This is a genomic window from Pseudoalteromonas sp. S327, assembly GCF_005886415.1.
Classification (GTDB): domain Bacteria; phylum Pseudomonadota; class Gammaproteobacteria; order Enterobacterales; family Alteromonadaceae; genus Pseudoalteromonas; species Pseudoalteromonas atlantica.
Map to the genome: position 1 here is coordinate 46307 of NZ_PNDP01000005.1, position 26193 is coordinate 72499.

Consider the following 26193-nt stretch of genomic DNA (forward strand, 5'->3'; position numbering starts at 1 on the left):
CTATTGCTGACTCTATACTTGGAATAGTTATTGCTATTTCAGGCTAGTGTCAATTTATTGAATTGTAGAGTTATGGATTTTAAAGCGGTATTACAACAACTTAACAAAGATAAAAAAGAGTATGCCAAAGGTGTTGGCACACCGCTATTAGTACTTGCAGCGCTGGGTATGGTTATTTTACCGCTGCCACCATTTCTTCTTGATATATTATTTTCATTTAATATTGCTCTTGCCTTGGTTGTTTTACTGGTGACTGTTTACACCATGAAACCTCTCGAATTTGGCATGTTTCCGGCGGTACTGTTAATCGCTACAATTATGCGTTTAGCCCTAAATGTTGCCAGCACACGCGTGGTGCTCCTTGAGGGTCACAACGGGGGCGATGCGGCTGGTAAGGTAATTGAAGCGTTTGGCTCAGTGGTTATTGGCGGAAACTACGCGGTAGGTTTAGTGGTGTTTTTAATTTTGATCATTATAAACTTTGTAGTAATAACCAAAGGTGCAGGGCGTATTTCTGAAGTATCGGCTCGTTTCACGCTAGACGCTATGCCGGGTAAACAAATGGCGATAGATGCCGACTTAAACGCTGGCTTTATTAGTGCAGAGCAAGCACGTGAGCGCCGCAGTGAAGTAACCCGCGAAGCTGACTTTTACGGCTCTATGGATGGGGCGAGTAAGTTTGTAAAAGGCGATGCCATTGCCGGTATCGTGATATTAATTATTAATATTGTTGGCGGCTTATTTGTGGGCATGATCCAACACGACTTGAGCTTTAGCCGCGCAATGGAAGTATATACTTTACTTACCATTGGTGACGGCCTTGTGGCGCAGCTTCCTTCATTATTACTCTCTATTGGTACTGCTATTGTTGTTACTCGCCAAAACGAATCACATAACATGGGTGAGCAATTTAAAGCCCAATTAGGTAACGAAAAATCATTATTTATCGCCTCAGGTATTTTAATCATTATGGGGTTGGTTCCGGGTATGCCTCATATTGCTTTTTTAAGTTTAGGCGCACTACTTGGCTACTTAGCTTATTTTACTCAGCAGCAAAAATTAAAAGCCGCTGCTCTAGCAGCCCAAGAGGCTGAAAGTGGTGCCGTTGCCGGTACTGGCGTTGCAAACAAGCAAGAGCAAAAAGAGCTTGGATGGGACGATGTACAACAAATTGACGTTATTGGCTTAGAAGTTGGCTACAGGCTTATTCCGCTTGTTGACCAATCTCAAGGTGGTGAGCTGCTCAACCGAATTAAAGGGGTGCGTAAAAAGTTATCTCAGGAGCTTGGCTTTTTAGTACCGCCTGTACATATTCGCGATAACTTAGAGTTAGACCCTAATGCGTACCGTATTACCATGATGGGTGTTTCAAGTGGTGAAGGCGAGCTCAAACATGGCGATGAACTGGCCATCAACCCAGGGCAAGTATTTGGCCCTATTAAAGGGGTTGAAACCAAAGACCCTGCATTTGGCTTAGATGCGGTGTGGATAAAGCCTGATCAAAAAGACGAAGCACAGTCACTAGGTTACACCGTGGTTGATTCAGCCACTGTGGTCGCCACCCACATTAGCCAGTTATTAACTAACAGTGCCGCATTATTGCTAGGGCATGAGGAGGTTCAAAACCTGCTTGATATGTTAGCAAAAAGCCATCCACGTTTAGTAGAAGGGTTAGTGCCAGAAGTACTACCACTGACAACCGTTGTAAAAGTACTGCAAAATTTATTAAACGAAGGTGTGGCTATTCGTGATATGCGCTCTATTGTTCAAACCCTTGTAGAGTACGGCCCACGTAGCCAAGATGCCGATGTTTTAACAGCTGCAGTGCGTATTTCGCTGCGCCGTTTAATCGTACAAGACGCTGTGGGCATGTCATCAGAAATCCCTGTCATAACCTTGGCGCCTGAGTTGGAACAGATGTTGCATCAGTCATTACAAAATGCAGGCGACGAAGGTGCCGGAATAGAACCAAGCCTTGCTGAGCGACTTCAAACATCATTAAACGAAGCGCATCAGAATCAAGAAATGGCCGGAGAACCTTCAATATTGCTAACGTCAGGAATGTTACGCACTGTGTTATCTCGTTTTGTTAAGTACACCATACCGGGTTTAAGGGTGATGTCTTATCAAGAGGTACCAGATGAAAGACAGATCAAGATTGTCAGCTCAGTAGGCCAACAATAAAGATTTTAACAGGGGTTGAACCATGAAGATTAAACGTTTTTTTGCTAAAGATATGCGCACCGCACTGAAAGAAGTTAAAGATGAGTTAGGTGTTGATGCCGTTATTATGTCGAACAAAAAACTCGCTAATGGTGTAGAAATTGTTGCCGCAGTAGATTACGACAAAGCAGCCCCTAAAGCCGCAGCGCAACCACAGGCAGCGCCAGCTCCTCAAAGAGATGTTCAACAAAACGCTCATAACTTTGTAAAGCCAGAGCCGCAGCGTGCGCAACCTGAGCCACAAGCAGCAGTCGCCGATAGCTTACAAGCGTTATTAGAGCGTCAGTCGCCGCGTCCTCGCTCTCCTGAGCTTGCTTCTATGTTTTCGCAATCAGGTATTGATACATCTGAGCATTATCAAGAGCCAGCACAGCCACGTACTACAAATATGTTTGCACGCGAAAATGGAGCGCCAAAACGCATGCAAACCCAAGCTGACAGCTTAGGCTTTGATGACCTAGATCAAGATTTTGACGAGCTAGATACGGCGGTTGCACCGCGTAGCCAAGCTAATAATAACGAAAGCGCTCAAATGAGCGCAATGCGTGATGAAATGAACGCAATTCGCCAGTTACTAGAGCACCAAGTATCGGGTTTAATGCAGCAAGATATGGCGCGTCGCGACCCAACACGTGCATGCATGATTGATCGGTTAGTTGGCATGGGGATAGATAAAGACGTTGCAGAGCAAATGGCGTGTTTTATTCCTGATGACGTATCGCGCCAGCAAGGTTGGAAGGCATTATTACAAATGGTTGAAGATCAAATGCAGACCACCAATAATGAAATTCTTCGTCAAGGTGGTGTGTACGCACTTGTAGGGCCTACTGGTGTAGGTAAAACAACCACAGTTGCTAAACTTGCAGCATTAGGGGCACAAAAATATGGCGCCGATAAAGTCGCCCTAATAACGACTGATACCTACAGAATAGGTGCTTATGAGCAGCTTGCTACGTATGGCCGTATTATTGGTTGTGGTGTTAAACAAGTAAAAGATGCCAATGAATTAGCTGAAGTTTTATATCATTTACGTAATAAGCGTCTAGTATTAATTGATACAGCGGGTATGAGTCAACGTGATTTACGCTTAACTGAACAGCTAAACACCTTAATGCGTAACCAAAGAGTAGATATACGTAGTTATTTAGTATTAAGTGCTACTGCACAAATAAATGTTCTACAAGAAACGGTGAGACATTTTAAAAAGGTTCAGCTAAGCGGTTGTATTTTCACTAAGTTAGATGAATCATTAAGTTTAGGTGAGATTATTAGTATAGCGATTCAAAATCGTCTTCCGATAGGGTATCTTACTAATGGTCAGCGTGTACCAGAAGATATTCGCGTTGCAAATGCTGAAAAACTAGTAAAAAAAGCTGAGCAATTGTATTTAAAAAGAGCAAAAGCACAACATTCAAGGCACCAAGCGGTGGCGCCAAGCACAGTAGGGATGTATGATTAACACAGTATTAGATCAAGCAAGCGGCCTGCGCAAAATGAGTCAAAACAATAACAACGGCGTAAAAGTTATCGCTGTCACTGGCGGTAAAGGAGGGGTGGGTAAAACCAACGTCTCTTTAAATACTGCTATTGCTTTAGGGCAGCAGGGTAATCGTGTATTAGTATTAGATGCCGATTTAGGCCTAGCTAATTGTGATGTAATGCTAGGACTACGTGTTGAAAAAAACTTATCTCACGTCCTTTCAGGTGAGTGCGAACTTGACGAGATTTTAGTTGAAGGCCCAGGCGGTATTAAAATCGTGCCTGCTACATCAGGCTCGCAAAATATGGTGGAGCTAACCCCATCTGAGCATGCTGGGTTAATTCGTGCCTTTAGTGAGCTTAATACCGAATTTGATATTTTAATTGTAGATACCGCCGCTGGTATTTCTGACATGGTGCTGAGTTTTTCTCGTGCAGCGCAAGATGTCATGGTGGTGGTGTGCGACGAGCCGACCTCTATTACTGATGCCTACGCGCTTATTAAAGTACTTAGCCGCGAGCATGGCGTTTATAAATTTAAAATTGTTGCAAACATGGTGCGCAGTATGCGCGAGGGTCAAGAGCTTTTTGCAAAGCTCTCTAAAGTAACAGACCGCTTTTTAGATGTGTCTATGGAGCTTGTTGCGACTATTCCATATGATGAAAATATGCGTAAATCTACGCGTAAACAAAAAGTAATTGTCGATCTTTTCCCTAATTCACCAGCAGCAGTTGCGTTTAAAACATTAGCGACAAAAGCAGTAAAATGGCCTATACCTAATCAACCTTCAGGACATTTAGAGTTTTTCATTGAGAAGCTAGTAAACGGCTGATTATGACAACATCGGTGAAAAGAGCTATGGGATATCAATCAACACAAAATCTAAATGTGATTGTTGAAAAACACGCGTCGCTTGTCAAAAAAGTGGCGTGCCATTTAATAGCTCGTCTTCCTCCTAGCGTTCAGCTTGATGACTTAATCCAATCGGGAATGATTGGCCTTATCGAGGCCTCAAAAAACTTTGACGCCAGTAAAGGGGCAAGCTTTGAAACGTTTGCTGGTATTCGTATCCGCGGCGCTATGCTTGATGAAATGCGCAGAGGGGATTGGGCACCACGTTCGGTGCACCGTAAAAGCCGATTAGTAGCCGAAACTATCACAGAATTAGAAAATAGCTTAAATAGAGAACCAAAAGATACTGAAGTAGCTGAAAAACTTGATATTTCGCTAGAAGAATACCATCATATTTTAAATGATGTTAATTCCAGTAAAGTGCTTGGTATAGAAGACCTAGGGGTAGATGAAGATGTTATTAGCCCAGCAGGTCAAGATTTAGCGCTAGACAAACCATTTAATAATGTTAAAAATGAACGGTTTAATAATTCATTGTTAGAGGCAATAAAGTCTTTACCAGAGCGAGATGCAATGGTGCTTTCTTTGTATTACAACGATGAAATGAATTTAAAAGAAATTGGGCATATACTCGATGTAAGTGAATCGCGTGTAAGTCAGATACATGGTCAGGCGATGATTAAGCTCAAAGCAAAAATCAATGACTGGATAAACTAGTAGTAAGTAAATTATAGGTTAAGACCTCACCGGAGGATGTTTTGGATAAAAACATGAAAATTCTTGTTGTTGATGATTTCTCTACAATGAGACGTATTATAAAAAATCTGTTGCGTGACCTAGGGTTCACGAATGTTCAAGAAGCTGACGATGGTTCTACAGCATTACCTATGTTGCAAAATCAGGTTTTTGACTTTGTTGTAACCGATTGGAACATGCCAGGCATGCAGGGTATTGACTTGCTAAGAGCCATTAGAGCTGACGAAAAATTAAAACATATTCCGGTTTTAATGGTGACGGCAGAAGCTAAAAAAGAACAAATAATAGCGGCAGCGCAAGCAGGTGTTAATGGCTATATTGTTAAGCCATTTACTGCTGGTACTTTGAAAACTAAATTAGAAAAAGTGTTTGAACGCTTAGGTTAATGAGAGGAGAGGCTTATGTCAGCACCAGCTGCGCCTCAAATTACTTTAGAACAAGCTCGTCAGCTCGTCGTTTTTTTAGAAAACGGTGAGCAAGATAAAGCAGATCAATTAATTTTAGATACTGCCTCTCAAGAGCAATCGCAGCTTTTTGCTGAAGTAGGTAAGTTAACACGCCAATTACACGAAGCCCTTAAAAGCTTTGAACTTGATACGCGTTTAACCGATTTAACCACTGATGCAATTCCGGATGCGAAAAAGCGCTTAAACTATGTCATGGAAATGACAGAAAATGCAGCTAATAAGACAATGGATGCGGTCGAAGCAAGCCTGCCTATTGCGCAGCAGCTAGCAGATGAAATTGCACATATTAAGCCTACTTGGGATAGGCTTATGAACCGCGAAATAGAGCTGGGCGAGTTTAAAACCTTATGCCACAGCATCGACAAGTTTATGAACAGCTCTCATCATAAAACCGATGAGTTGCAAACTTTAATGACCAATGTACTAATGGCGCAGGATTTTCAAGATTTAACCGGCCAGGTTATCCGCCGTGTAATTGAATTAGTCAGAGAAGTAGAAGAAAGTTTAATCCACCTTTTAACAGCATTTGCTGCACAAGATGACAGCATAGCTGAAAGTAAAGAACAACAAGAAACAGAAGAACTGGTTGCCGCACAAACATTAGCAGGTCCTGAAGGCCCTATTATTGATAAAGAGTCGCGAAATGATGTTGTATCTGACCAAGACGAGGTCGATGACCTATTATCAAGTTTGGGCTTCTAAGAGGAGAGTAACTGCATGAGCTTTGAAGTCGATGAAGATATTTTACAAGACTTTCTTGTAGAGGCTGGAGAAATCCTAGAGCTTTTATCTGAACAGTTAGTTGAGCTAGAAAATAACCCAGAAGATACTGAGTTACTAAATGCTATTTTTAGGGGCTTTCATACCGTAAAAGGAGGGGCAGGCTTTTTAGCTATGACTGAGCTTGTTGATGCCTGTCATGGTGCTGAAAACGTATTTGATCTCTTACGCCAAGGGGTTAGAACTGTTAATTCAGAATTAATGGATGTGATTTTACAAGCACTAGATACCATTAATGAAATGTTTGCCACTATTCAAAATCGCGAACAGCCAGACCCAGCAGACCCTCAATTATTAGAAACTCTTCATAAACTTAGTCAACCGCCTACGGATGACGAGCTTACTGAAACAACCCCCGAAGTTGTTGAACAAGAACCCGCAGCTCCCGTTAGCGCAACAGATGATGAAGACCCATTTGCATTTGATGAACTATTTGATGTGGCAGGTTCAAGCCCTTCAGCAGATAGCACGCAAATTGACGAAATTACAGAAGATGAATTTGAAAGCTTACTCGATGAGTTACACGGCAAAGGCCAAAGCCCGGTGTCGCAACCAAGTGCAAGTGCAGAGCCAGATTCAAGTTCAGATATTACCGATGATGAATTTGACAGTTTATTAGATGAATTACACGGTGTAGGTAGTTTTGGTCCGGTTGCAGGAGATACTTCAAGCGGTGAGCCAGAAGTAAAACACACAGCACCACCAGCGGCTGTTGCAAATGATAGCGGTGATGATGAAATCAGCGATGATGAATTTGAAGCACTGCTTGATGAACTGCATGGTAAAGGCGCCGCACCAGAATCAAAAGAAGCTGACACACCTGCACCGCAGCCACCTAAGGCTGCACCTGTAGCACAAACGCCAGCAAAACCTACGCCAGAAAAGCCTACGCCAGCACCTGCAGCAAAACAAGCTCCGGCGGCTAAAGCCGCTGCGCCTACACCTAAAGTGGCTGAAAAACCAGCGAGTAGCGCTGCACCTAAAAAAGCTACGCCTCCACCTGCTGAAACCACAGTACGTGTTGATACAAAGCGTTTAGACCAAATAATGAATATGGTTGGCGAGTTGGTATTAGTACGAAATAGGTTGGTTAGTTTAGCGACCAATACAGACAGTGAAGCGATGGGTAAGGCGATATCAAATCTTGATGTGGTCACTGCTGATATTCAAGGTGCAGTAATGCAAACGCGAATGCAGCCTATCAAAAAAGTGTTTGGCCGATTCCCTCGCGTAGTACGTGACTTAGCCCGTAGCTTAAATAAAGAAATTGATTTACAGCTTGTAGGTGAAGAAACCGATTTAGATAAAAACTTAGTTGAGGCACTGGCCGATCCGTTGGTGCATTTAGTACGAAACTCAGTTGACCACGGAATTGAAATGCCAGCAGCGCGTGAAGCTGCGGGTAAGCCTAGAACCGGTAACGTTACATTATCGGCTTCGCAAGAAGGCGACCATATTTTGTTAACCATTAAAGATGATGGTGCAGGTATGGATGCGGAAAAACTGAAAAAAATAGCGATCAGTAAAGGCGTTATTGACCATGATCAGGCAAGTCGCTTATCAGATACAGAAGCGTATAACTTAATATTTGCACCAGGCTTTTCGACCAAAGAAGAGATATCTGATATTTCTGGCCGTGGCGTAGGCATGGATGTAGTAAAAACTAAAATTACGCAGCTTAATGGCTCTGTGAGTATACAGTCAGAGTTGGGCGTAGGGACTATTTTAGAGATAAAAGTACCATTAACACTGGCTATTTTACCTACGCTGATGGTTATTGTTGGTGAGCAAACGTTTGCGTTACCACTTGCTGGTGTGAGTGAAATATTCCACTTAGATTTAACCAAAACCAATGTGGTAGATGGCCAGCTTACAATTATTGTTCGTAAAAAAGCGATACCGCTATTTTACTTAGAGCATTGGCTAGTTAAAGGTGCTGATTGTTCTCAGCGAAAAGCGCAAGGTCATGTGGTAATTGTACAAATAGGTACTCAGCAAGTTGGCTTTGTGGTTGATTCATTAATTGGCCAAGAAGAAGTTGTTATTAAGCCTCTTGATGCGTTATTACAAGGTACGCCTGGAATGGCTGGTGCAACAATTACATCTGACGGTGGTATTGCGCTGATTCTGGATGTACCTAATATGCTTAAGCATTACGCAGGATAAAATGTAGGCATACCTGTGTATGCCTACACATAAATTTAATAAGAGAGCGCAATGGCCGTAAAAGTTTTAGTTGTTGACGATTCCAGTTTTTTTCGCCGTCGAGTAAGCGAAATTCTTGAACAAGACAGCGGTATTGAAGTAATAGGTTTTGCTGTTAACGGTAGAGAAGCCGTAGAAAAAACAGCGCAGTTACGTCCAGATATGATCACCATGGATGTAGAAATGCCTGTGCTTGATGGTATTAGCGCAGTAAAAGAAATTATGGCGAGTAACCCAACGCCAATACTTATGTTTTCTTCATTAACTCGCGACGGTGCAACCGCAACTTTAGATGCACTTGATGCCGGAGCTATGGACTTTTTACCGAAAAAGTTTGAAGACATTGCACGAAATAACGAAGATGCAATCAAGTTATTGCAAGCCAAAGTGAAGGAAATTGGTCGCAGGCGTGCTCCACGCCCTGTTAGGCCATTAACATCAAGTAAGACAACTGCTGCACATGCAAGCAAACTTGCCACAACAAGCTCATCGCTTAAACAACCTGATAGAAGCTTTCAACGTGCCGCCCCAGTGCAGACAACAACTACACCCAGTATGCCCACGCGTGCCAGCGGTAAACACTATCAAATAGTGGCTATTGGCACTTCAACTGGCGGGCCAGTTGCTTTACAAACCATATTAACCCAATTACCTGCTAACTTTGCACACCCTATTTTGTTAATTCAGCACATGCCAGCAGCATTTACGCCTGCGTTTGCGGCACGTTTAAATAGCCTTTGCAAAATACGCGTTAAAGAAGCGCAACAAGGTGACAGGCTAGAAGCCGGCACAGCCTACTTAGCCCCTGGTGGACAGCAAATGATGGTAGAGGGGCGAAGTGGTAACAAAACGCTGCGTGTATTTGAAGATAATAGTGAACGTATAAGCTACAAACCAAGCGTTGATGTGACTTTTGCAAGTGTTGCCAAAAGCTACCAAGGAGATGTACTTGCTATTGTTTTAACCGGCATGGGCGCTGATGGACGTGATGGCGCGCGAATGCTTAAGCAATCTGGCGCAACAATTTGGGCGCAAGATGAAAAAAGCTGTGTGGTATACGGTATGCCTCAAGCCATTGCCAACGCTGGGCTTGCCTCTGAGCATTTAGCGTTAAACGACGTAGCAGCAAGATTAAAAAGAGAGACTGGTTGTGGATAAGCTCTCAGTTTTAGGGTTAATCATTGCGCTGGGCGCTATAGCGATTGGTTACTCTTTAGAGGGTGGCGTTGTCACGGCGTTATTTAATGGCCCTGCACTTATTATTGTACTTGGCGGCACCTTAGGGGCTGTTATGTTGCAAACGGCGACAAGCACCTTTAAAAAAACGCTAAGCATGAGCCATTGGGTGTTTTTTTCACCCCAGTACAATATTGAGCAAGCCATAGAGCAAATTAAAACGTGGTCGCATAAAGCTCGCCAGGAAGGGTACTTAGCGCTTGAAAAAGAGGCACTTAGTCACCCAGATCCTTATGCAGCAAAAGGGCTTAGTTTACTAGTGGATGGGTGTTCGGAGCAAAAGCTACGCGACACCTTAGAAATAGATTTAATGCTTGAACGAGACCGCTTACTTGAAGCAAGTAAAGTGTACGAAGCCATGGGCGGATATAGCCCAACTATAGGTATTTTAGGGGCTGTACTTGGTCTTATTCAAGCAATGTCATTTATTACCGACCCTCAAAAGCTAGGTGCAGGGGTCGCCACCGCATTTATTGCAACAATATATGGGGTGGGTTTAGCTAACTTATTATTTTTACCTATGGCCAATAAGCTTAAGCAGCGAGTAGAGCAAAAAATGCTTTACCATGAAATGATGGCCGAAGGGGTGATTGCTATAAGCCTTGGCGAAAGTCCTATTAACATAGAATTAAAGCTTGAAGCTTATCGCACAGAGCGCCCTAATGTCGTGGTAGAGTAACTTTTATGTTACGCCGGCGCTTACGTCAATCAGCTGAAAAAAATCAACATACAGAACGTTGGTTAGTCTCTTATGCTGATTACATGACCATTATGTTTGCCTTTTTTGTGGTTATGTATGCCATTGCCATAAATAAAGAAGAAAGCTTTCAAATCCTCTCAGACTCCCTAGAACAGGTTTTTGACAAGTCAGCAAGGCAGCAATCGCAACAAGGTGAGGGCGTGACAGGCGAAGGGCTACTTACTGACCGTGTTACCCCTGAGCAAGAGTTATTGTACGGTGAGAGCATTCAAAAACAGGAGTCTGGCCCAGAGCTGCTAGATGGACATAGTGATACCAGCAATATAAAACAAAAACATTTAGGTAAACCACTCGATAGTTTGTTAACTAAATTACATTCAGCACTTATTGATGAAATTCGTGATGGAGAAGCCAGTTTAGAGCTTAACCAAGATTGGCTTATTATTGAGCTAAGTTCAGGAATGCTGTTCTCAAGTGGTAGCTCTGTGGCCCACGCGCGAGCTAAGCAAGTCGTAAAAATTGTAAAAGATATTATTGCCCCAGTAGATAACTACATAAGGGTAAGAGGTTACACAGATAACGAAAGTATTCGCAATGAAATGTTTCGCTCTAACTGGGAGTTGTCAGTTGCACGGGCGACCTCTATTTTAGTTGAATTAGAAACGTTAGGAATTAACCCAGCGCGAATGGCAATCGAGGGGTATGGGCAATACTCACCTTTTGCCGATAACGACACCGCAGCGGGTCGAGCAGAGAATCGTAAAGTTGTTATTGCGCTTTCTAAGTATGGCTTAGTACAACAAACCACCGAAAATGAAGCTGAGCCTGATGAGCAAGTGCAACAAGCTGCGCCTGAGCCAGAGGTGGAACTTCCCTCTGATGATAACTCTATTAAAATAATTCGTTTACCTCATGGTGGCATCAGAATCACCACGCGCAATGAACAGTAATTAGGACTTAATGTGAAGATTTGGACAGTAGCAAATCAAAAGGGCGGTGTAGGTAAAACCACAACGGCTGTCAGTCTTGCTGGTATTTTGGCCTTGCAAGGTAAACGCGTATTACTCATTGATACCGACCCTCACGCCTCACTAACGTACTATTTTGGTATTGATTCTGAAGATTTAGAAGTCAGTGTGTACGATATTTTTGCTCGCGGCACCTCAATGCAAAGTGAAGAAATACTTCAAGCATTGTGCCCCTCTACCATGGAAAACCTAGATATATTGCCCGCGACGATGGCTATAGCAACCCTCGATAGAAGTATGGGTAATAAAACGGGGATGGGCTTAATTTTAAAAAAAACACTTGCAAAAATTAGTGAACATTACGATTATGCGCTGCTTGATTGCCCGCCAGTTTTAGGTGTTTTAATGGTGAACGCATTAGCCGCCAGCGAACGTATTTTAGTGCCTGTGCAAACTGAGTTTTTGGCGCTCAAAGGGCTTGATAGAATGATGCGCACTATGGAGTTAATGCAAAGCTCTCAAGCGAAACAGTACCAATATACTATAATCCCTACTATGTATGATAAGCGCACTAAAGCGTCGCTTGAAGCCTACAAAACGTTGCAAAATACATATAAAGATAAAGTATGGCCAGGGGTGATCCCCGTTGATACAAAGTTTAGAGATGCAAGCCTTGCACAAAAGGTACCCATAGAGTTTTGCCCACGTTCACGTGGGGTCTACGCTTATAAAGCGTTATTAGATTATTTAATTGGACAAGGTTAATGAATGAGTAAGCAATTATTTGCTAATGAAAAAGTAATGACTCAATACTTAGGGGCGCTATTATGCGAAGACGAACCTGAGGAAAACCTTGAGCCTGTAGCAAAGCTACTTGAGCAAGTACCTAGTGCCTTACAAAACGACGAAGTACTTTTAAAGCCTAAAGCACAATTAAAAGTAACCGAGCAGCTTTATTCTGAGCAAGTAAAAGAGAGTAATAGCGAGGCTGACGCCACTATTTCGCCACCTGCACCTATTGAGCCTGAGCCAGTAGAGACAGCTGAGGTGCAAACCCAGTTAAGTACAGAACCTGCCCCTTTATTACATAGCCAAGAAGATTACTTTGAAGGTGAATTTCAGGCTCTGTTTTTTGAAGTGGCTGGTTTAACATTGGCTGTTCCTTTGAAAGCGCTTGGAGGAATTCATCAATTAGGTGAAGTAAATCATTTATTTGGTAAGCCAAAGTGGTTTAAAGGCGTTATGCTTAATAGAGATGAAAAGCTAAACGTAGTTGATACTGCCCGTTGGGTAATGCCTGAAAAGTACGATGAAAAGTTAGAGGCGTCTCTTAATTATCAGTATTTAATAACCCTAGGCGATAGCAACTGGGGTTTATTGGCCGAAAAGTTAATAAATAACATTACATTGAGTAAAGAAGATGTAAAATGGCGAAAAAACAGTGGCAAACGCCCTTGGCTTGCCGGTGTTATTAAAGAAAAAATGTGTGCTTTAATAGATGTAGATAATTTAAATGCACTATTAGAAAAAGGCTTAGATAGCCGTCAGTAGTAACGACCATTACGGGGTAACAGCATGAGCGAAGATAGACTATTATCAGCGAATAAAAACGCAGATAACAACGATGAAATTTTACAATGGGTAACGTTTAAGCTTGAAGAAGAAACGTATGGCGTAAACGTAATGCAGGTGCAAGAAATTTTACGTTATACCGAAATTGCCCCAGTACCTGGCGCACCTTCATACGTTATTGGCATTATAAATTTACGTGGTAACGTAGTCACTGTTATTGATACTCGTGCACGCTTTGGTTTGCCTGCTGCAGATGCAACTGATAACTCTCGCATTTTAATTATTGAAGCAGAAGAGCAAGTAATTGGTATTTTAGCTGATAGTGTTTCTGAAGTTGTGTATTTACGCAGCTCTGAAATAGACAGCGCCCCAAATGTTGGTACCGAAGAAAGCGCTAAGTTTATCCAAGGTGTATGTAACCGCGATAACGAATTACTTATTTTAGTCGATTTAAATAAATTACTTAGCGATGACGAATGGGATGAGTTAAGCGATATTTAAGCTTTACCACTAAAATTATGTTGTTACTCAGTATCGCAATAGCAGCGCTAGGGATAGGTTTAATATCGCTGGCGCTAATTGTTGCATTAAAAAATAAACAGTCGGCGGAGCTTAATGCGGTATCACAGCAATTAAAAGATACCTCAGAGCAAACACATATATTACGCAGTGAAGTGTCTGAGCTCAGAACAGGGCTTTTAAGTATTGGTAAGCGCGTACTTGAAGTTGAGCAACAAAATCAAGAGTTGATGCAACAACAAGCTGCCCAAAAATATGATGACCCAGACGCAAAAATATATTCTCGTGCTGTTAAAATGGTTGAGCTTGGCGCAGATTTAGATGAGGTGATACGCGAGTGTGAGCTTCCTAGGGCTGAAGCTGAACTATTATTTTCGTTACATAAACAAAAAGACGCCTAGCGTCTTTTTTGCTTTTAACTACACAATACCAATGTGCAGTAATACTTAATAAATGGGGAGATATAATTTATCCACCTAGTTATGCCTTTACATTTAGCTTACCTTGAAAGTCTTGCCAGCCAGGTGGGAACTGCCCACGAAGCACGTACGAAAAAGCAATCAATTCAGCAATAACATAATAAAGCTCTTTAGGTATTTCCTCTCCCAATTCTAAGTGTGAGAGTGTTTTAGCAAGTGCTTCATCTTGGTGGATCATAATGCCTTTTTGTTTCGCTGCTGCGATTATTTCATCGGCCAACTCGCCAAACCCTTTTACACTTACCGCGGGGGTGCTTCCTGCTTCATACAACAGGCCAATCGCGGATTTATTATTTGCTGCTAAATTAGAGGTGTCAGTCATGTTAAACCTTAATATTTATAATGGCATGCGATTGATAAAACGCTTGATGACTAGCATCTCCGCGTTTTAAGTTTAGCTCGCCTACTTGCAAGCCATGCTGAGCTAATTTAGCCCTGAGGCTATCTAAGTGAGTGTGTGCAATTGCACTTACTTCTTGGCTAGAGGCAAGCAGCTGGCAATCGAGCGCTTTGTCCATAAGCTCAGCCACTATTTGTAATTGCCCTTGCTGTGCATAATCAAAATTTAATCTAACAAACCACACGTTTTTTTCGGTTTTATCTACACTGGCTTTTTTATATTGCCCTAAGGTTATCTCTGTTTGTCCCGCTTCAGGCGGAAGTTTCATCGGAAATAAAAACTGTGCTAGCGGGTTTGTGTCGCTTTGTTGGTTTGGCGTAGTTACTTGTACTTGGCTAAGGGTATTTTTAACTTGTAGCAGCTCTGGGGCAAGCTCTTGTATTTGTGTTTGTTGAAGTTGCTCTAATAGTTTATCCGCGCCATTACCTACTTTAAAAGTAGGTAAAAGCACATTAAGTAGGGCATCCACGCCTGTGTGGTTATTAAACGTTAGCGAAGTACTTGATTGGCTTATTATTGGCGCCGCTAAAATAGTAACCGCAAGTTGCTCAAGCCCTTTTGTAAAGCTACTTTGTAGTGTGTCGTTTGGCGTAGTAAGCGGTTGTAAGGTACTTAAAAGCTCTCGCTGTATGGTGGCTGGGTGCACATTAGTACTGGAGACCATTCTATTAAAAGCTTGATTCACTAAACGCGTAAGATCAGGTGTATTTTGAGTAGCTTTACTTGCTATGTCAGTAATTTGGCTACTCAACAATGTTTTAGGGTTGGAAGCGCTATTTGGGCGCTCACTCTCTGTTGGCAAATTTAAAAGCGAGGTTAAAAGTTTAGCCTCTGTTGGTTGTAACTGCTGACTTACAGCTGTGTTAAAAAGTGAGTGAGACAAACTGGGTTGGTTAGGAGTATTTACCTGTGAAGTTGTGGCATGTAGTGTTTTTAAACTCAGCGGCACAGAAGCGTTGCCTTGCGTACGTACATTTGTTGGTTGGGTGCTCACTGCTTGGGGCTGAGCTTTATTGTTTGCTGATTGCCATAACGTCACACTCGCCTTTAATTGCTGGGTTATTTGCACTAAAGGAGGTAGCTGCGCAAAGTGTTTAGCTAAAAGGCTGTTAGGGGTAAAAGAATGATTAGCCACTTCTGCGGTTATATTTAGCTTGCTTAAATTAGGGTTTGTTAGTGTGTTTATTGGTGTAGGCGTTTTATTTACATCAAGCTTAGCTTGTTGAGCCTGCAAAGGTGGCGTTTTACTCGCAAAGGGTTTGTTTTCAAAGTATTTAACGGCATCGTTAATTCGCGTTTTTATATCACTAAAGCTACTTTGTAGCCATGACTTTATAGGGCTTTGTGCACTTAACTGCGGGCTTGTTTTATCAGCGAGGGGACTGGCTGCATTTTGCTGCTGTGATAAAACCAAGTCGGTAAAGGGTTTACTAAATGAGTTATTAAGTGCGACCTGCATTTTAGGTAAGTTAGTTTTAATGAGCAGCTTATCTGCTTGATTAGTAATATTGACTGCCACGGGCTTGCTAGGCAATTCACTAAGCTGTTTATTGGTTATCGGGGTTGTGAACGAGCCGCTATGCTGAGGGTGCGAAATAATAGCTAATTTAGGCGTTGCTTGTAGTTGCGCGCTGGGCAGTAAGTTAGTTAATAGCTGCGAAATTTTATGTTGGCTGAGAGTTTGAGTATGGACGGTGTCAGCAAAGCGGTTAATAACATTTATTTGTGCGCCCTTATTGGTTGTATTAATAAGTACCTGTAATGGCTGCTCGGTATTTAACAGCTGTGCGGTTTCTTTGTTAATTGCAATACTGGCATTAAGGCTAGGTATCATAAGCTGCGGTGACGGCGAAAGCTGTACATTGACTGGCAAGGGTTTACTTTGTATTTCACTACCGGTACTAACATAATTTAAAAAACGCTGCAGTTGTGATGCGTTGCTAAGTGTAATATTAGTATTGTTGGGAGTAATATTTAGCTGCTTTCCATCAGCGCTGAGCTGTATGTTAGCACTTGCTATTTTGTCTGTATTTTGAGGGGCATGCGCTATGCCTAAGCGTAGTGTTTGCCAGTGTTTATCTATTAAAACATCGAGTGTAATTGAGCCTTTTGAAAACTGAATATTTTTAGCCGCAAGTACCTGCTCTGGTAATTGTACTAATTCGTGCGAAGTGCTCGGGGCGCTTTGGTTATTAACCAATGAATTAGATAATGTGATTTGCGTTGGATTATTCATTATTTTAAATCAAGTTTTCGCTAATTTTCGTGAATCGATTTTAAAGCAATATTCGTATTACCCTATCATTATGGTAGACTAACGCCTAATTTTTGGCATAGAGAAACGTCATCTTGTTACACATTAAGTCCGTCACCTGCATCAAGCAAGAACGTTGTTTGTTTGCGGATCTTAATTTTAGCCTAAATAGCGGTCAAATCATGCAATTAGCGGGTCCTAACGGGGCTGGCAAAACATCATTATTGCGTATTGTCGCAGGCTTTAGTGTGCCTGATGAAGGCGCTATTTTTTATAACCAGCAAGCTATTACCAAGCATTATGAAGAGTACGCCACAGACCTGCTATTTATAGGCCATAAAACCGGTGTCAATGTGCAGCTCAGCGCACTGGAAAACGTACGCCATTGGTTGCACATTAACGGCTATACAAATGAGCCCGACTTATATCCAATTTTAGCTAAGCTTGGCTTAGTGGGCCTTGAAGATGTGCCGGTAAGAATGCTCTCTGCAGGGCAGCAGCGTCGTGTCGCTTTAGTGCGATTATGGTTAAGCGATGCAAAACTATGGGTGCTTGATGAACCCTTTACTGCACTTGATAAAAATGGCGTTGCATTTTTACAACAACGTTTTTCTGAGCATTTAAAAAGTGGTGGCGCTATTTTACTAACAACCCATCAAGATTTAACAACACAGTTTGAAAACCTACAAACGGTGACCTTGGAGTATCGTTACTGATGACTCGTCAACATTCATATTGGCTGCTGTTTAGTGCGGTATTTAGTAAAGATGTAAAGCTTGCGTTTCGCCAGCGTGCTGAAATTATCAATCCTATCTTGTTTTTTCTCATTGTTATTTCTTTATTTCCGTTAGCAATTGGCCCAGAGCCCGGTCTATTAAACAGAATGGCGCCAGGTATTATTTGGGTAGCAGCTTTGCTCTCTACCATGCTTGGACTCGATAAATTATTCAGAGACGACTATAACGATGGCTCGTTAGAGCAGTTAATTGCATCATCGTACCCGCTATCACTCACCGTGTTGGCTAAAGTCGCGGCGCATTGGGTTGTTACCGGTTTACCATTAGTATTAATGACACCGTTATTTGCTTTATTGCTTAATTTAGAGAGCTCTGCGCTGTTAGCGACCGTATTAACATTATTATTAGGCACGCCATTATTAAGCTTTATTGGTGCAATTGGGGCTGGCCTTACTGTGGGATTACAAAAAGGCGGCATTTTAATGAGCCTATTAGTGTTGCCTTTGTATATTCCTGTTTTAATTTTTGCAACGTCAGCCATTGATACCAGTACTATGTCGCTGGATTATAGCGGGCAGCTTGCCATTCTTGGGGCCATGTTAGTAGTTGCTATTATGTGTGCACCCATCGCCATATCGTCAGCATTAAAAGTGAGTGTAAGTTAATATGTGGAAGTGGTTACATCCCTACGCAAAAGCAGAGCGCGCATATCAATTATGTAATACGTTACTGCCTTATTTTGCCGTTGTTACGGTTATAAGTATGCTTGTTGGTTGGATTTGGGGCTTAGGTTTTGCACCAGCTGATTATCAACAAAAAGACAGCTACCGTATTATTTTCATTCATGTTCCATCGGCTATTTTGTCTATGGGCGCATACTCTTCTATGGCTATAGCAGCTATTGTCGCTTTAGTGTGGCAATTACGTAACGCTGAACTTGCTGTAATTGCTATTGCCCCGGTGGGAGCATGTGTTACAGCTATTGCCTTAATTACCGGCGCTGCATGGGGTAAACCTATGTGGGGTGCTTGGTGGGTATGGGATGCACGTTTAACCTCTGAACTTATTTTATTGTTTTTATACTTAGGCGTGCTGTCGCTTTACCATGCCTTTGAAGATAAAAAATCAGCAGGGCGCGCAGCGTCTATTTTAGCCATTGTAGGGGTAATTAATTTACCTGTTATTCACTACTCCGTAGAGTGGTGGAACACCCTGCACCAAGGCGCAACAATCACAAAGCTTGATACAAAAGCCATTGACCCAAGTATGTTTTGGCCGCTTATGGTAAATATTTTAGCATTTGCAGCGTTTGTGGGCACTGTAACGTTAACTCGCCTTAAAAATGAAATATTACAACGTGAAAAGCATCGACCTTGGGTTCGAGCCTTGTTAAGTAAGGGGTAAATTATGCAGTTTGACTCTTTTTCTGATTTTATTGCAATGGGAGGCTACGGGTTTTATGTGTGGCTTTCATTTGGTACATGCGCCTTAATTTTGTTGGGCATTTTATTTAGCTCTTTACGTGATACAAAACGTATTATGGCCTCAGTAGAGCAGCAAGTTGCGCGCGAAGCGCGAATTAAAAAAGCGAAGCAGGAACAAATCTCATGAACCCAAGACGTAAAAAACGCCTATTGGTAATTATTGCAGTACTGTTTGGTATTGGTGCCTCTGTAGGCCTAGTGCTTTATGCACTACAAGAAAACATAAACTTATTTTATACACCAAGCGAGCTAATAGACGGCAAAGGCCCAGATAAAGAAAAACCGCAAATAGGGCAAAAGTTGCGTATTGGCGGTATGGTTGTGCCGGGTTCTGTCATTCGTAATGAACAAAGTTTACAAGTCAGCTTTAAATTGATTGATACCGGGCCATTGGTAACAATTAAATACCAAGGCATTTTGCCTGACTTATTTCGCGAAGGCCAAGGTATTGTAGCGCAAGGTGTGCTTGTAGAACCAAACGTGATTGAAGCTTTTGAAGTACTGGCTAAGCATGATGAAGAATACATGCCAGCAGAAGTAGCAGAAGCCGTAAAAGGAATTAAACACGAAAAACCAAAATACAACCTAGATAGCGGTAGCTAATATGATCCCAGAACTTGGTTATTTTTCTTTAACGCTTGCCATGGTGCTAAGCGTTTTACTGTGTATTTTTCCGCTGTGGGGCGCGCATACCGGTAATCTTCGTTTAATGCGTGCGGCCCCGTCTTTAGCCGTTGGCCAATTTGCTTTTGTACTTCTCTCGTTTGCTGCGCTTATCTATGCCAGCTTAACAGATGACTTTACGGTATCTTATGTGGCGTACCATTCAAGTAGTACTTTGCCTTGGTATTATAAAATTACCTCTACGTGGGGTGGGCACGAAGGCGCTATTTTACTGTGGCTTGTAATGCAAGCAGGGTGGACTGCCGTAGTTGCTATGCGTTCTAAATCGCTACCTTGGGTGTTGCGTGCACGTGTTTTAGGTGTGCTTGGCTTTTTAGGTGTCGGTTTTATGATGTACACACTACTGCTTTCAAGCCCATTTGAACGCTTACTGCCGTATTTTCCTGTTGAAGGGCGTGATTTAAATCCGCTACTACAAGACCCTGGTATGATCATTCATCCGCCATTACTGTATATGGGATATGTAGGGTTATCGGTTGCGTTTTCATTTGCTATTGCAGCACTTTTAACAGGTAAACTTGATAACACCTGGGCTAAATGGTCTCGCCCATGGACGATGACTGCTTGGGGCTTTTTAAGTTTAGGAATAACCATAGGCAGCTGGTGGGCTTACTCTGAGCTTGGCTGGGGTGGCTGGTGGTTTTGGGATCCGGTAGAAAACGCATCGCTTATGCCCTGGCTAGTCGCTACGGCTTTATTGCACTCTTTGAGCGTGACAGAAAAGCGCGGTGTATTTAAATCGTGGACTGTGCTGCTTGCCATCGCTGCATTCTCCCTAAGCTTATTAGGCACCTTTATTGTTCGATCAGGCATTATTGTATCGGTGCATGCATTTGCCACTGACCCCGATAGAGGTTTATTTATTCTAGCCTTTTTAGGCATTGTTGTTGGCGGCGGTTTATCGTTGTATGCGCTGCGCGTATCACAAGTTAAAAGCGAAGGCCGTTACAAGTTTGTATCACGCGAAGTGGCCTTATGGCTTAACAACATCTTTTTAGTGGTAGCCACATTAATTGTTCTTTTAGGTACTTTGTTACCTATGGTGCATAAAGAAATGGGCCTAGGCAGTATTTCTATTGGCGAACCGTTCTTTAATAAAATGTTTGCCATTTTATTAGTACCATTTGCCATATTAATGGGAATAGGGCCTTTTCTTCGTTGGAAACAAAACAAGTGGGCTGTACTACAAAATAAAGTATTAATAGGTGTGTTAATAAGTGTTGTTATTACCTGTGCGTGGTTGTTCTCAAGCTACGATGTCGTAAAACCACTTACATTATTAGCCACCACATTAGGTGTATGGGTTGCTGTATCTACTGCCATAGATTTATACGCCAAGGCGTCGGTTCACGGGACGCTAAAAGAAGGCATTAAACGTTTAGGCATTAGCTACTGGGCTATGGTGCTAGGTCACGTTGGTTTAGCATTTGTTATTGCTGGCGTAACACTTACTTCGGCGTACTCGGTAGAGCGTGATGTTTCTATGAAGCAAGGCGATATTGTTACGCTTAATCAATACGAATACCGATTTGATGGCGTTAAAGCAATACGCGGCCCTAACTACAGTGGACATGCTGGTGTAGTGTCGGTATTTAATAACGATAAGCTAGTGACTGAGCTGCACGCAGAAAAACGCAAATACGATATTGGTATGCAATTTATGACCGAAGCGGCAATTGATGCCGGCTTTACTCGCGACCTATATTTAGCGCTCGGAGAGCAATTAAGTAAAGGGGCATGGTCACTGCGTATTTATCACAAACCTTTCGTGCGTTGGATGTGGATAGGCGGTGTACTTATATCGCTTGCAGGGTTTATGATTTTATTCGATAAACGCTACCGTACATCAGCAAGTACACGCAAAAAAGCGTTGGAGAATGCGTAATGAACCGTAAAATTTTAGCTTTAGCACCGTTATTAATATTCATATTTTTATGTGTATTTTTGTATCAAGGTTTGTTTGCCAACCCGCGTGAAATTCAAACCGGACGACTAGGCCAAACGATGCCTGCGTTTAACCTGCCTGATTTAATGCAAGATGATAAGCGCTGGACAGATGAAAGCCTAAAAGGCGAAGTTTATTTACTTAATGTATGGGGGACTTGGTGCCCTACATGTTTAGTTGAACTTGGGTATTTAACTAAGCTACGTGAGCAAGGCGTAAAAATTATTGGTTTGTACTATGTACAAGGGTACGATGCCGATTTTGATGGCCCATTCGATATGCAGGCTTTGCGCACCGATGTGAGCGATATGCTCAGCCGTGCTGGCGACCCATACCAGTTTAATATTTTAGACTTGCACCGTACCTTGTCACTTGATTTAGGTGTATCAGGTGCCCCTGAAACATTTTTAGTGGATAAAACGGGTAAAATTTTATTACACCATACAGGGGATCTAAACCCGCGCGTATGGCGTGCTAAATTTGCCCCTGTTATGCAGGAGCTAAATTAATGCGAGTGTTTTTATTAACCCTGAGCTTTTTTATAAGTATGGCAGTGTATGCCGAGCAAGATCGCTACCAGTTTGACAATAACCAACAAGCTGTGCGCTTTGAAGAGTTAACCAAAGAGCTCAGGTGCCCTAAATGTCAAAACCAAAATATTGCAGACTCTGATGCCATTGTTGCAAAAGATTTACGCGACAAGGTGCTAGCGCTGGTAAAAGAAGGTAAAACAAAAGACGAAGTAATCGATTACATGATAGACAGATACGGTTATTTTGTTCATTACGATCCGCCTGTAACACCGGCCACATTAGTACTTTGGGTTTTACCTGTGCTTATTGTTATTTTGGGTTTTGGTTTTATTGTAATTCGCCAGCGTAAGGCGTCAGTTAAGCAAACCTGGAACAGCGATGATGAAGCAAAACTTGCTAAGTTAATTGCAGAAAATAAACGTCAGGAGCAAAATTAATGATTTTAATGTGGGCGTGTTTTGCTTTACTCACACTAATTGCACTGGCTTTTATTATGTTGCCTTTTTTAAAAAAAGAGCGCGTGCAAACCATTACTCACAATGCTAATGCAGAATTGATCAGCATTTACGAGCAGCGTTTAGTTGAGCTGCAAAACGACTTAGACAATCAACGTATTGATGCACAAAGCCACAGTGAATCGGTTATTGAGCTAAAACGTCGTTTATTGAACGAGCTTTCGCCAGAAAAATCGCTTAATAGCAAAGGTAATAACCGTATTTTTGCTTTAACAGGCGCAGCATTTTTATTAGCCCTCACCGGTGTTTTTTACACCTTTACAGGGAGCCAGCAGCAAATAGCAGCGTGGTATGATGCAATGGATAACCTTGCAGATTATGGCGAGCGTGCGGTAATGCAAAAAGGTGAGCCACTAACTCAAAACGAGTTGCAAGCGTTTGCTTTAGCGCTGCGCACTAAGCTTAGTGAATCAGGCGATGACGAAGTTGCGTGGATGTTGCTTGGACGTGTAGCCATGTCGTTAAACGAATTTGATATGGCGCAGCAATCGTTTGATAAAGCCCTTCGAATGAATCCAGACAACATGCAAGTACTCATTAGCTACAGCCAAGTTTTACTGCTTGAAGGCAGTGAAGAGAACATGACGCATGCAGCGGGTATGCTATCTAAAGTACTAAAGGTTGAACCAACAAACCTTGATGCTATTTCTTTATTAGCGCTTATTGCCTATGAGCGCAAGGACTGGCCGCAAGCCAAAGCGGCGTTTGAAGTATTACTTGCAAGCATGGATAAAAGCGATACGCGTTACTCAATGATAGCGCAGCGTATTTCCGATATAGAGCAACAAATGCAAAATGAGGGCTCTGTAATACCGGTCTCTGCTAATAGTGCTATTAGTGTTACTGTGAGCTTAGCAGATGAGCTTTTCGATAAGCAGCCACAGCAGGGGACTTTATTTATTTTTGCCAAGGCTGCTCAAGGCTCTCCTATGCCATTAGCGGTTGTTAAACTAAATGAATACAGCTTTCCGCTAACGGTGCAACTCACTGATGCTAATGCAATGGTTGATGGGTTAAACTTATCAAGTGCTAAAGATATTGTGATCACAGCGCGGATCTCAATCGATGAGTCAGTTATGCCAAGTAGTGGTGAGTTAGAGGGTCACTCTGAGACACTACAACGTGAAAACGTAAGTGACTACCAACTTCAAATTGATACATTAATACCTTAAGGACATTAGATGTTAAAGCATAGTTTTACTTTTTTATGTTTATTGGTGCTAGCCGGATGTGCACAAGTACCAGAAAACAAAGTTGATGAGCGCGACCCGCTACAAAGCATTAACCGTCCATTGTACGACTTTAATATGGATATTCTTGATGCTTATATTTTACGCCCTGTGGCTGTAGGGTATGTAGAAGTGACCCCTGTACCTGTACGCAATGGGATTGTTAACTTTACCGATAATATTAGTGCGCCTGTTGATATGATAAACGCAGGGCTACAAGGTAAAGCGGGCAACGCAGGCGTGAGTTTAGCGCGTTTTTTAGTTAACTCTACGGTAGGTGTGTTTGGTATTTTTGATGTTGCAAGTTCGCTTGGACTTGAGCTGGTAGATGAAGACTTTGGCCAAACATTGGGCGTGTGGGGCGTTGGCGATGGCGCATATATTATGCTGCCAGCAATGGGACCGACTACAGCACGTAACTTAACAGGCGATGTAGTTGATAACTTTGTGTTACCAGAAATCGCTCTGACTACGCCTCAAACTATTTTAGTTTTTGCGCTTAAAGCGGTCGAAGCTCGTGCTTCACTTATCCCGCAAGAAGGCCTACTTAATGACTCTCTTGACCCGTATTTATTTGTTAAAGACATATACTTTCAGCGTCAGCTTTATGAGCTATACGACGGCAACCCACCAATCAAAGAAGAGCCTGAAGACTTTGATGAAGACTTCTTAGAAAGCCTATAAATAACAGCTATAAAAAATGCCAGCAATTGCTGGCATTTTTTATGTGTATTTTGAGCTTAAATAAGCTCTAATGTTTATTATTCTTTAACCATCAGCTGCATTTGCTCATTAACCCAGGTTAAGGCGTCATGGTATGCGTTGGCAACTTCTTCGCCTAAATTTAATTGTTTAGCAATTTCGTTGGCGGCTTCCCAATCTGCGTGCTCATAAAACTTAACCAAGTTTAGATACTGAGCAAGCAGGCCTTCGTCATTCAATAGCGCAGCTTTTATCTCTGCAGACAGCGGGAGCTTTTGCATAACGCTTTCCATGGTTTCATCTAAAATGGCGTCCATAAGCGACATCATGCCAGTTAAAAAGGCCATACCGGTATCTTTAAACTGCCCGTGTGAAATAGCAAGTAGTTCACCAAATCGTGCACGTGTTAGCGAAAGCCTAATTAGCTCGACAGGTTTATCGGCAGAAACTTGCGCTGCGAATAATAAAGATAACAGCTTTTTAATTTCGTTAGCGCCAAGGACGATGAGTGCTTGTTTGATTGTGTTTATTTCGGCTCTGCGCGCAAACGCAGCTGAGTTTGAATAACGCAATAACTTGTAAGATAGATTTACGTCACGTTCAAACACATCGGTTATCTTTTTAAGATCCATTTCAACAGATGAGGTTTCGTAAAGCAGCTCTGCTAATGCCATTTCTGATGGCGGCAGTGCTTTACTTTGTACCATTTCAGGCTTTGAAAAAAAGAACCCCTGAAAATATTCAAACCCAAGCTCAAGAGCTAAATTATAGGCTTCATAGGTTTCTACTTTTTCAGCCAAAAGCTTGATGTGTGGATAGGCTTTAATATCGTTAATTATGGTTTTTATTGCATCTTCATCAGTGGTTAAAAAGTCTATTTTTAAAATATCGATAAACGGGTAAAAATGGCGCCATACTGGTTGGTGAATGTAATCATCAAGCGCTAGGGTGTAGCCTTTTTCTTTTAAATCTTTAACAATAGCCAGTAAGCGCTTACCTGGTTGCACGGTTTCAAGGATTTCTACAACGACCGTCTCTTTCCCTAACATAGTAGGGTAACCTTTAAGTAAGGTTTCTAGGGTAAAGTTAATATAGGCGGGTTTGTTGCCAGTTAAATCTTCTAAGCCAAAATTAAACTGACTCCCTTCGATTAGTTTCGTTGTTGCTTCGTCACCGTCTATGTCTGGAAATACATTATCAACGCCATCACGAAATAATAACTCGTATCCAACAAGCTCCTTTTCGCGGTCTAAAATAGGTTGGCGTGCAGCATAAAAATACATAAATAGTTCCGTACAAAATAATAATTATTAGCAATGGCTATAATATATGGCAAAACGTTCGAAATAGCATTAGGTAATTATTATTGATTTAATGAATTGTTATTAAATATTAGCTATATATGTAAATAAATTTACCGTATATCGGGTGTTTGAGGGTTAAATAGTCAATGCGGCTGTTTTTTGTTCACTT

Annotated in this window: 27 protein-coding genes; 24 read left to right on the forward strand and 3 right to left on the reverse strand. The window is 42.0% G+C overall.

Annotated features, from left to right (window positions below):
* Positions 1-72: 72 nt before the first annotated feature.
* The 14 genes from flhA to CWB60_RS03015 are packed head-to-tail and all read left to right on the forward strand — an operon-like array spanning position 73 to position 14159.
* Positions 73-2184, forward strand: a complete 2112-nt coding sequence (flhA, locus tag CWB60_RS02950) for a flagellar biosynthesis protein FlhA (RefSeq protein WP_024032312.1) — start codon at positions 73-75, stop codon at positions 2182-2184.
* A 22-nt stretch (positions 2185-2206) separates the two neighbouring features.
* Positions 2207-3682 (forward strand): flagellar biosynthesis GTPase FlhF, encoded by a 1476-nt coding sequence (gene flhF, locus CWB60_RS02955; protein WP_138578891.1) that lies wholly within the window; start codon positions 2207-2209, stop codon positions 3680-3682.
* The gene (locus CWB60_RS02960) at positions 3675-4535 is read left to right on the forward strand and encodes a MinD/ParA family ATP-binding protein (RefSeq protein ID WP_138578893.1); all 861 of its coding nucleotides are present in this window, start codon (positions 3675-3677) and stop codon (positions 4533-4535) included. The genes flhF and CWB60_RS02960 overlap by 8 nt, the downstream gene beginning before the upstream one ends.
* A gap of 26 nt (positions 4536-4561) precedes the next feature.
* Complete coding sequence (locus CWB60_RS02965; protein WP_024032309.1) at positions 4562-5272, forward strand: RNA polymerase sigma factor FliA; 711 nt, start codon at positions 4562-4564, stop codon at positions 5270-5272.
* A 41-nt stretch (positions 5273-5313) separates the two neighbouring features.
* The gene (gene cheY, locus CWB60_RS02970; protein ID WP_004588308.1) at positions 5314-5697 is read left to right on the forward strand and encodes a chemotaxis response regulator CheY; all 384 of its coding nucleotides are present in this window, start codon (positions 5314-5316) and stop codon (positions 5695-5697) included.
* 15 nt (positions 5698-5712) lie between these two features.
* Positions 5713-6480 (forward strand): protein phosphatase CheZ, encoded by a 768-nt coding sequence (locus CWB60_RS02975; protein ID WP_004588309.1) that lies wholly within the window; start codon positions 5713-5715, stop codon positions 6478-6480.
* 15 nt (positions 6481-6495) lie between these two features.
* The gene (locus CWB60_RS02980) at positions 6496-8724 is read left to right on the forward strand and encodes a chemotaxis protein CheA (protein ID WP_138578895.1); all 2229 of its coding nucleotides are present in this window, start codon (positions 6496-6498) and stop codon (positions 8722-8724) included.
* A 51-nt stretch (positions 8725-8775) separates the two neighbouring features.
* Complete coding sequence (locus tag CWB60_RS02985; protein ID WP_138578897.1) at positions 8776-9921, forward strand: protein-glutamate methylesterase/protein-glutamine glutaminase; 1146 nt, start codon at positions 8776-8778, stop codon at positions 9919-9921.
* Positions 9914-10678, forward strand: a complete 765-nt coding sequence (locus tag CWB60_RS02990; protein WP_029773814.1) for a flagellar motor protein — start codon at positions 9914-9916, stop codon at positions 10676-10678. Before CWB60_RS02985 ends, CWB60_RS02990 begins: the two co-directional genes overlap by 8 nt.
* A gap of 5 nt (positions 10679-10683) precedes the next feature.
* On the forward strand, positions 10684-11649 hold the full coding sequence (locus CWB60_RS02995) for a flagellar motor protein MotB (RefSeq protein ID WP_054983007.1): 966 nt from the start codon (positions 10684-10686) through the stop codon (positions 11647-11649).
* Between the two features lie 12 nt (positions 11650-11661).
* A complete protein-coding gene (locus CWB60_RS03000) occupies positions 11662-12432 on the forward strand; it encodes a ParA family protein (RefSeq protein ID WP_004588314.1) in 771 nt (256 codons plus the stop codon).
* A 3-nt stretch (positions 12433-12435) separates the two neighbouring features.
* Entirely contained in the window at positions 12436-13218 is a 783-nt protein-coding gene (locus tag CWB60_RS03005; protein ID WP_004588315.1) for a chemotaxis protein CheW, read from the forward strand.
* A 24-nt stretch (positions 13219-13242) separates the two neighbouring features.
* Complete coding sequence (locus CWB60_RS03010) at positions 13243-13740, forward strand: chemotaxis protein CheW (RefSeq protein WP_004588316.1); 498 nt, start codon at positions 13243-13245, stop codon at positions 13738-13740.
* A gap of 17 nt (positions 13741-13757) precedes the next feature.
* The gene (locus tag CWB60_RS03015; protein WP_004588317.1) at positions 13758-14159 is read left to right on the forward strand and encodes a DUF2802 domain-containing protein; all 402 of its coding nucleotides are present in this window, start codon (positions 13758-13760) and stop codon (positions 14157-14159) included.
* A 79-nt stretch (positions 14160-14238) separates the two neighbouring features.
* On the opposite strand, the gene CWB60_RS03020 is transcribed toward CWB60_RS03015, so the two are convergent.
* Complete coding sequence (locus CWB60_RS03020) at positions 14239-14559, reverse strand: EscU/YscU/HrcU family type III secretion system export apparatus switch protein (protein WP_004588318.1); 321 nt, start codon at positions 14557-14559, stop codon at positions 14239-14241.
* Position 14560: 1 nt separating this feature from the next.
* The gene (fliK, locus tag CWB60_RS03025) at positions 14561-16873 is read right to left on the reverse strand and encodes a flagellar hook-length control protein FliK (protein WP_138578899.1); all 2313 of its coding nucleotides are present in this window, start codon (positions 16871-16873) and stop codon (positions 14561-14563) included.
* Between the two features lie 113 nt (positions 16874-16986).
* Here fliK and ccmA point away from each other — a divergent pair, with 113 nt between their 5' ends.
* The 10 genes from ccmA to CWB60_RS03075 are packed head-to-tail and all read left to right on the forward strand — an operon-like array spanning position 16987 to position 24702.
* On the forward strand, positions 16987-17607 hold the full coding sequence (ccmA, locus tag CWB60_RS03030; RefSeq protein WP_086004334.1) for a cytochrome c biogenesis heme-transporting ATPase CcmA: 621 nt from the start codon (positions 16987-16989) through the stop codon (positions 17605-17607).
* Positions 17607-18293 (forward strand): heme exporter protein CcmB, encoded by a 687-nt coding sequence (gene ccmB / locus CWB60_RS03035; protein ID WP_004588321.1) that lies wholly within the window; start codon positions 17607-17609, stop codon positions 18291-18293. The genes ccmA and ccmB overlap by 1 nt, the downstream gene beginning before the upstream one ends.
* A gap of 1 nt (position 18294) precedes the next feature.
* Positions 18295-19032, forward strand: coding sequence for a heme ABC transporter permease (locus tag CWB60_RS03040; RefSeq protein ID WP_138578901.1), 738 nt, complete (start codon positions 18295-18297; stop codon positions 19030-19032).
* Between the two features lie 3 nt (positions 19033-19035).
* Positions 19036-19239: a heme exporter protein CcmD gene (gene ccmD, locus CWB60_RS03045; protein ID WP_004588323.1), complete on the forward strand. Its 204-nt coding sequence runs from the start codon at positions 19036-19038 to the stop codon at positions 19237-19239.
* The gene (gene ccmE, locus CWB60_RS03050; RefSeq protein WP_004588324.1) at positions 19236-19715 is read left to right on the forward strand and encodes a cytochrome c maturation protein CcmE; all 480 of its coding nucleotides are present in this window, start codon (positions 19236-19238) and stop codon (positions 19713-19715) included. The genes ccmD and ccmE overlap by 4 nt, the downstream gene beginning before the upstream one ends.
* A gap of 1 nt (position 19716) precedes the next feature.
* The gene (locus CWB60_RS03055) at positions 19717-21681 is read left to right on the forward strand and encodes a heme lyase CcmF/NrfE family subunit (protein ID WP_004588325.1); all 1965 of its coding nucleotides are present in this window, start codon (positions 19717-19719) and stop codon (positions 21679-21681) included.
* Positions 21681-22250, forward strand: coding sequence for a redoxin family protein (locus tag CWB60_RS03060; RefSeq protein WP_029773820.1), 570 nt, complete (start codon positions 21681-21683; stop codon positions 22248-22250). Before CWB60_RS03055 ends, CWB60_RS03060 begins: the two co-directional genes overlap by 1 nt.
* Positions 22250-22711, forward strand: coding sequence for a cytochrome c-type biogenesis protein (locus CWB60_RS03065; protein ID WP_004588327.1), 462 nt, complete (start codon positions 22250-22252; stop codon positions 22709-22711). Before CWB60_RS03060 ends, CWB60_RS03065 begins: the two co-directional genes overlap by 1 nt.
* Entirely contained in the window at positions 22711-23961 is a 1251-nt protein-coding gene (gene ccmI, locus CWB60_RS03070; protein WP_138578903.1) for a c-type cytochrome biogenesis protein CcmI, read from the forward strand. The genes CWB60_RS03065 and ccmI overlap by 1 nt, the downstream gene beginning before the upstream one ends.
* Before the next feature lie 9 nt (positions 23962-23970).
* Positions 23971-24702, forward strand: coding sequence for an MlaA family lipoprotein (locus CWB60_RS03075; protein ID WP_004588329.1), 732 nt, complete (start codon positions 23971-23973; stop codon positions 24700-24702).
* 77 nt (positions 24703-24779) lie between these two features.
* On the opposite strand, the gene CWB60_RS03080 is transcribed toward CWB60_RS03075, so the two are convergent.
* Positions 24780-26003: an EAL and HDOD domain-containing protein gene (locus CWB60_RS03080; protein ID WP_096041370.1), complete on the reverse strand. Its 1224-nt coding sequence runs from the start codon at positions 26001-26003 to the stop codon at positions 24780-24782.
* Positions 26004-26193: the final 190 nt, after the last annotated feature.

Excerpts from the sequence above, each read along its gene's own strand:
- flhA (WP_024032312.1), top strand. The coding sequence starts at position 73 with ATGGATTTTAAAGCGGTATTACAACAACTTAACAAAGATAAAAAAGAG.
- flhF (WP_138578891.1), top strand. The coding sequence starts at position 2,207 with ATGAAGATTAAACGTTTTTTTGCTAAAGATATGCGCACCGCACTGAAA.
- CWB60_RS02960 (WP_138578893.1), top strand. The coding sequence starts at position 3,675 with ATGATTAACACAGTATTAGATCAAGCAAGCGGCCTGCGCAAAATGAGT.
- CWB60_RS02965 (WP_024032309.1), top strand. The coding sequence starts at position 4,562 with ATGGGATATCAATCAACACAAAATCTAAATGTGATTGTTGAAAAACAC.
- CWB60_RS02975 (WP_004588309.1), top strand. The coding sequence starts at position 5,713 with ATGTCAGCACCAGCTGCGCCTCAAATTACTTTAGAACAAGCTCGTCAG.
- CWB60_RS02980 (WP_138578895.1), top strand. The coding sequence starts at position 6,496 with ATGAGCTTTGAAGTCGATGAAGATATTTTACAAGACTTTCTTGTAGAG.
- CWB60_RS02985 (WP_138578897.1), top strand. The coding sequence starts at position 8,776 with ATGGCCGTAAAAGTTTTAGTTGTTGACGATTCCAGTTTTTTTCGCCGT.
- CWB60_RS02995 (WP_054983007.1), top strand. The coding sequence starts at position 10,684 with ATGTTACGCCGGCGCTTACGTCAATCAGCTGAAAAAAATCAACATACA.
- CWB60_RS03005 (WP_004588315.1), top strand. The coding sequence starts at position 12,436 with ATGAGTAAGCAATTATTTGCTAATGAAAAAGTAATGACTCAATACTTA.
- CWB60_RS03010 (WP_004588316.1), top strand. The coding sequence starts at position 13,243 with ATGAGCGAAGATAGACTATTATCAGCGAATAAAAACGCAGATAACAAC.
- CWB60_RS03015 (WP_004588317.1), top strand. The coding sequence starts at position 13,758 with ATGTTGTTACTCAGTATCGCAATAGCAGCGCTAGGGATAGGTTTAATA.
- CWB60_RS03020 (WP_004588318.1), bottom strand. The coding sequence starts at position 14,559 with ATGACTGACACCTCTAATTTAGCAGCAAATAATAAATCCGCGATTGGC.
- fliK (WP_138578899.1), bottom strand. The coding sequence starts at position 16,873 with ATGAATAATCCAACGCAAATCACATTATCTAATTCATTGGTTAATAAC.
- ccmB (WP_004588321.1), top strand. The coding sequence starts at position 17,607 with ATGACTCGTCAACATTCATATTGGCTGCTGTTTAGTGCGGTATTTAGT.
- CWB60_RS03040 (WP_138578901.1), top strand. The coding sequence starts at position 18,295 with ATGTGGAAGTGGTTACATCCCTACGCAAAAGCAGAGCGCGCATATCAA.
- ccmD (WP_004588323.1), top strand. The coding sequence starts at position 19,036 with ATGCAGTTTGACTCTTTTTCTGATTTTATTGCAATGGGAGGCTACGGG.
- ccmE (WP_004588324.1), top strand. The coding sequence starts at position 19,236 with ATGAACCCAAGACGTAAAAAACGCCTATTGGTAATTATTGCAGTACTG.
- CWB60_RS03055 (WP_004588325.1), top strand. The coding sequence starts at position 19,717 with ATGATCCCAGAACTTGGTTATTTTTCTTTAACGCTTGCCATGGTGCTA.
- CWB60_RS03060 (WP_029773820.1), top strand. The coding sequence starts at position 21,681 with ATGAACCGTAAAATTTTAGCTTTAGCACCGTTATTAATATTCATATTT.
- CWB60_RS03065 (WP_004588327.1), top strand. The coding sequence starts at position 22,250 with ATGCGAGTGTTTTTATTAACCCTGAGCTTTTTTATAAGTATGGCAGTG.
- ccmI (WP_138578903.1), top strand. The coding sequence starts at position 22,711 with ATGATTTTAATGTGGGCGTGTTTTGCTTTACTCACACTAATTGCACTG.
- CWB60_RS03075 (WP_004588329.1), top strand. The coding sequence starts at position 23,971 with ATGTTAAAGCATAGTTTTACTTTTTTATGTTTATTGGTGCTAGCCGGA.
- CWB60_RS03080 (WP_096041370.1), bottom strand. The coding sequence starts at position 26,003 with ATGTATTTTTATGCTGCACGCCAACCTATTTTAGACCGCGAAAAGGAG.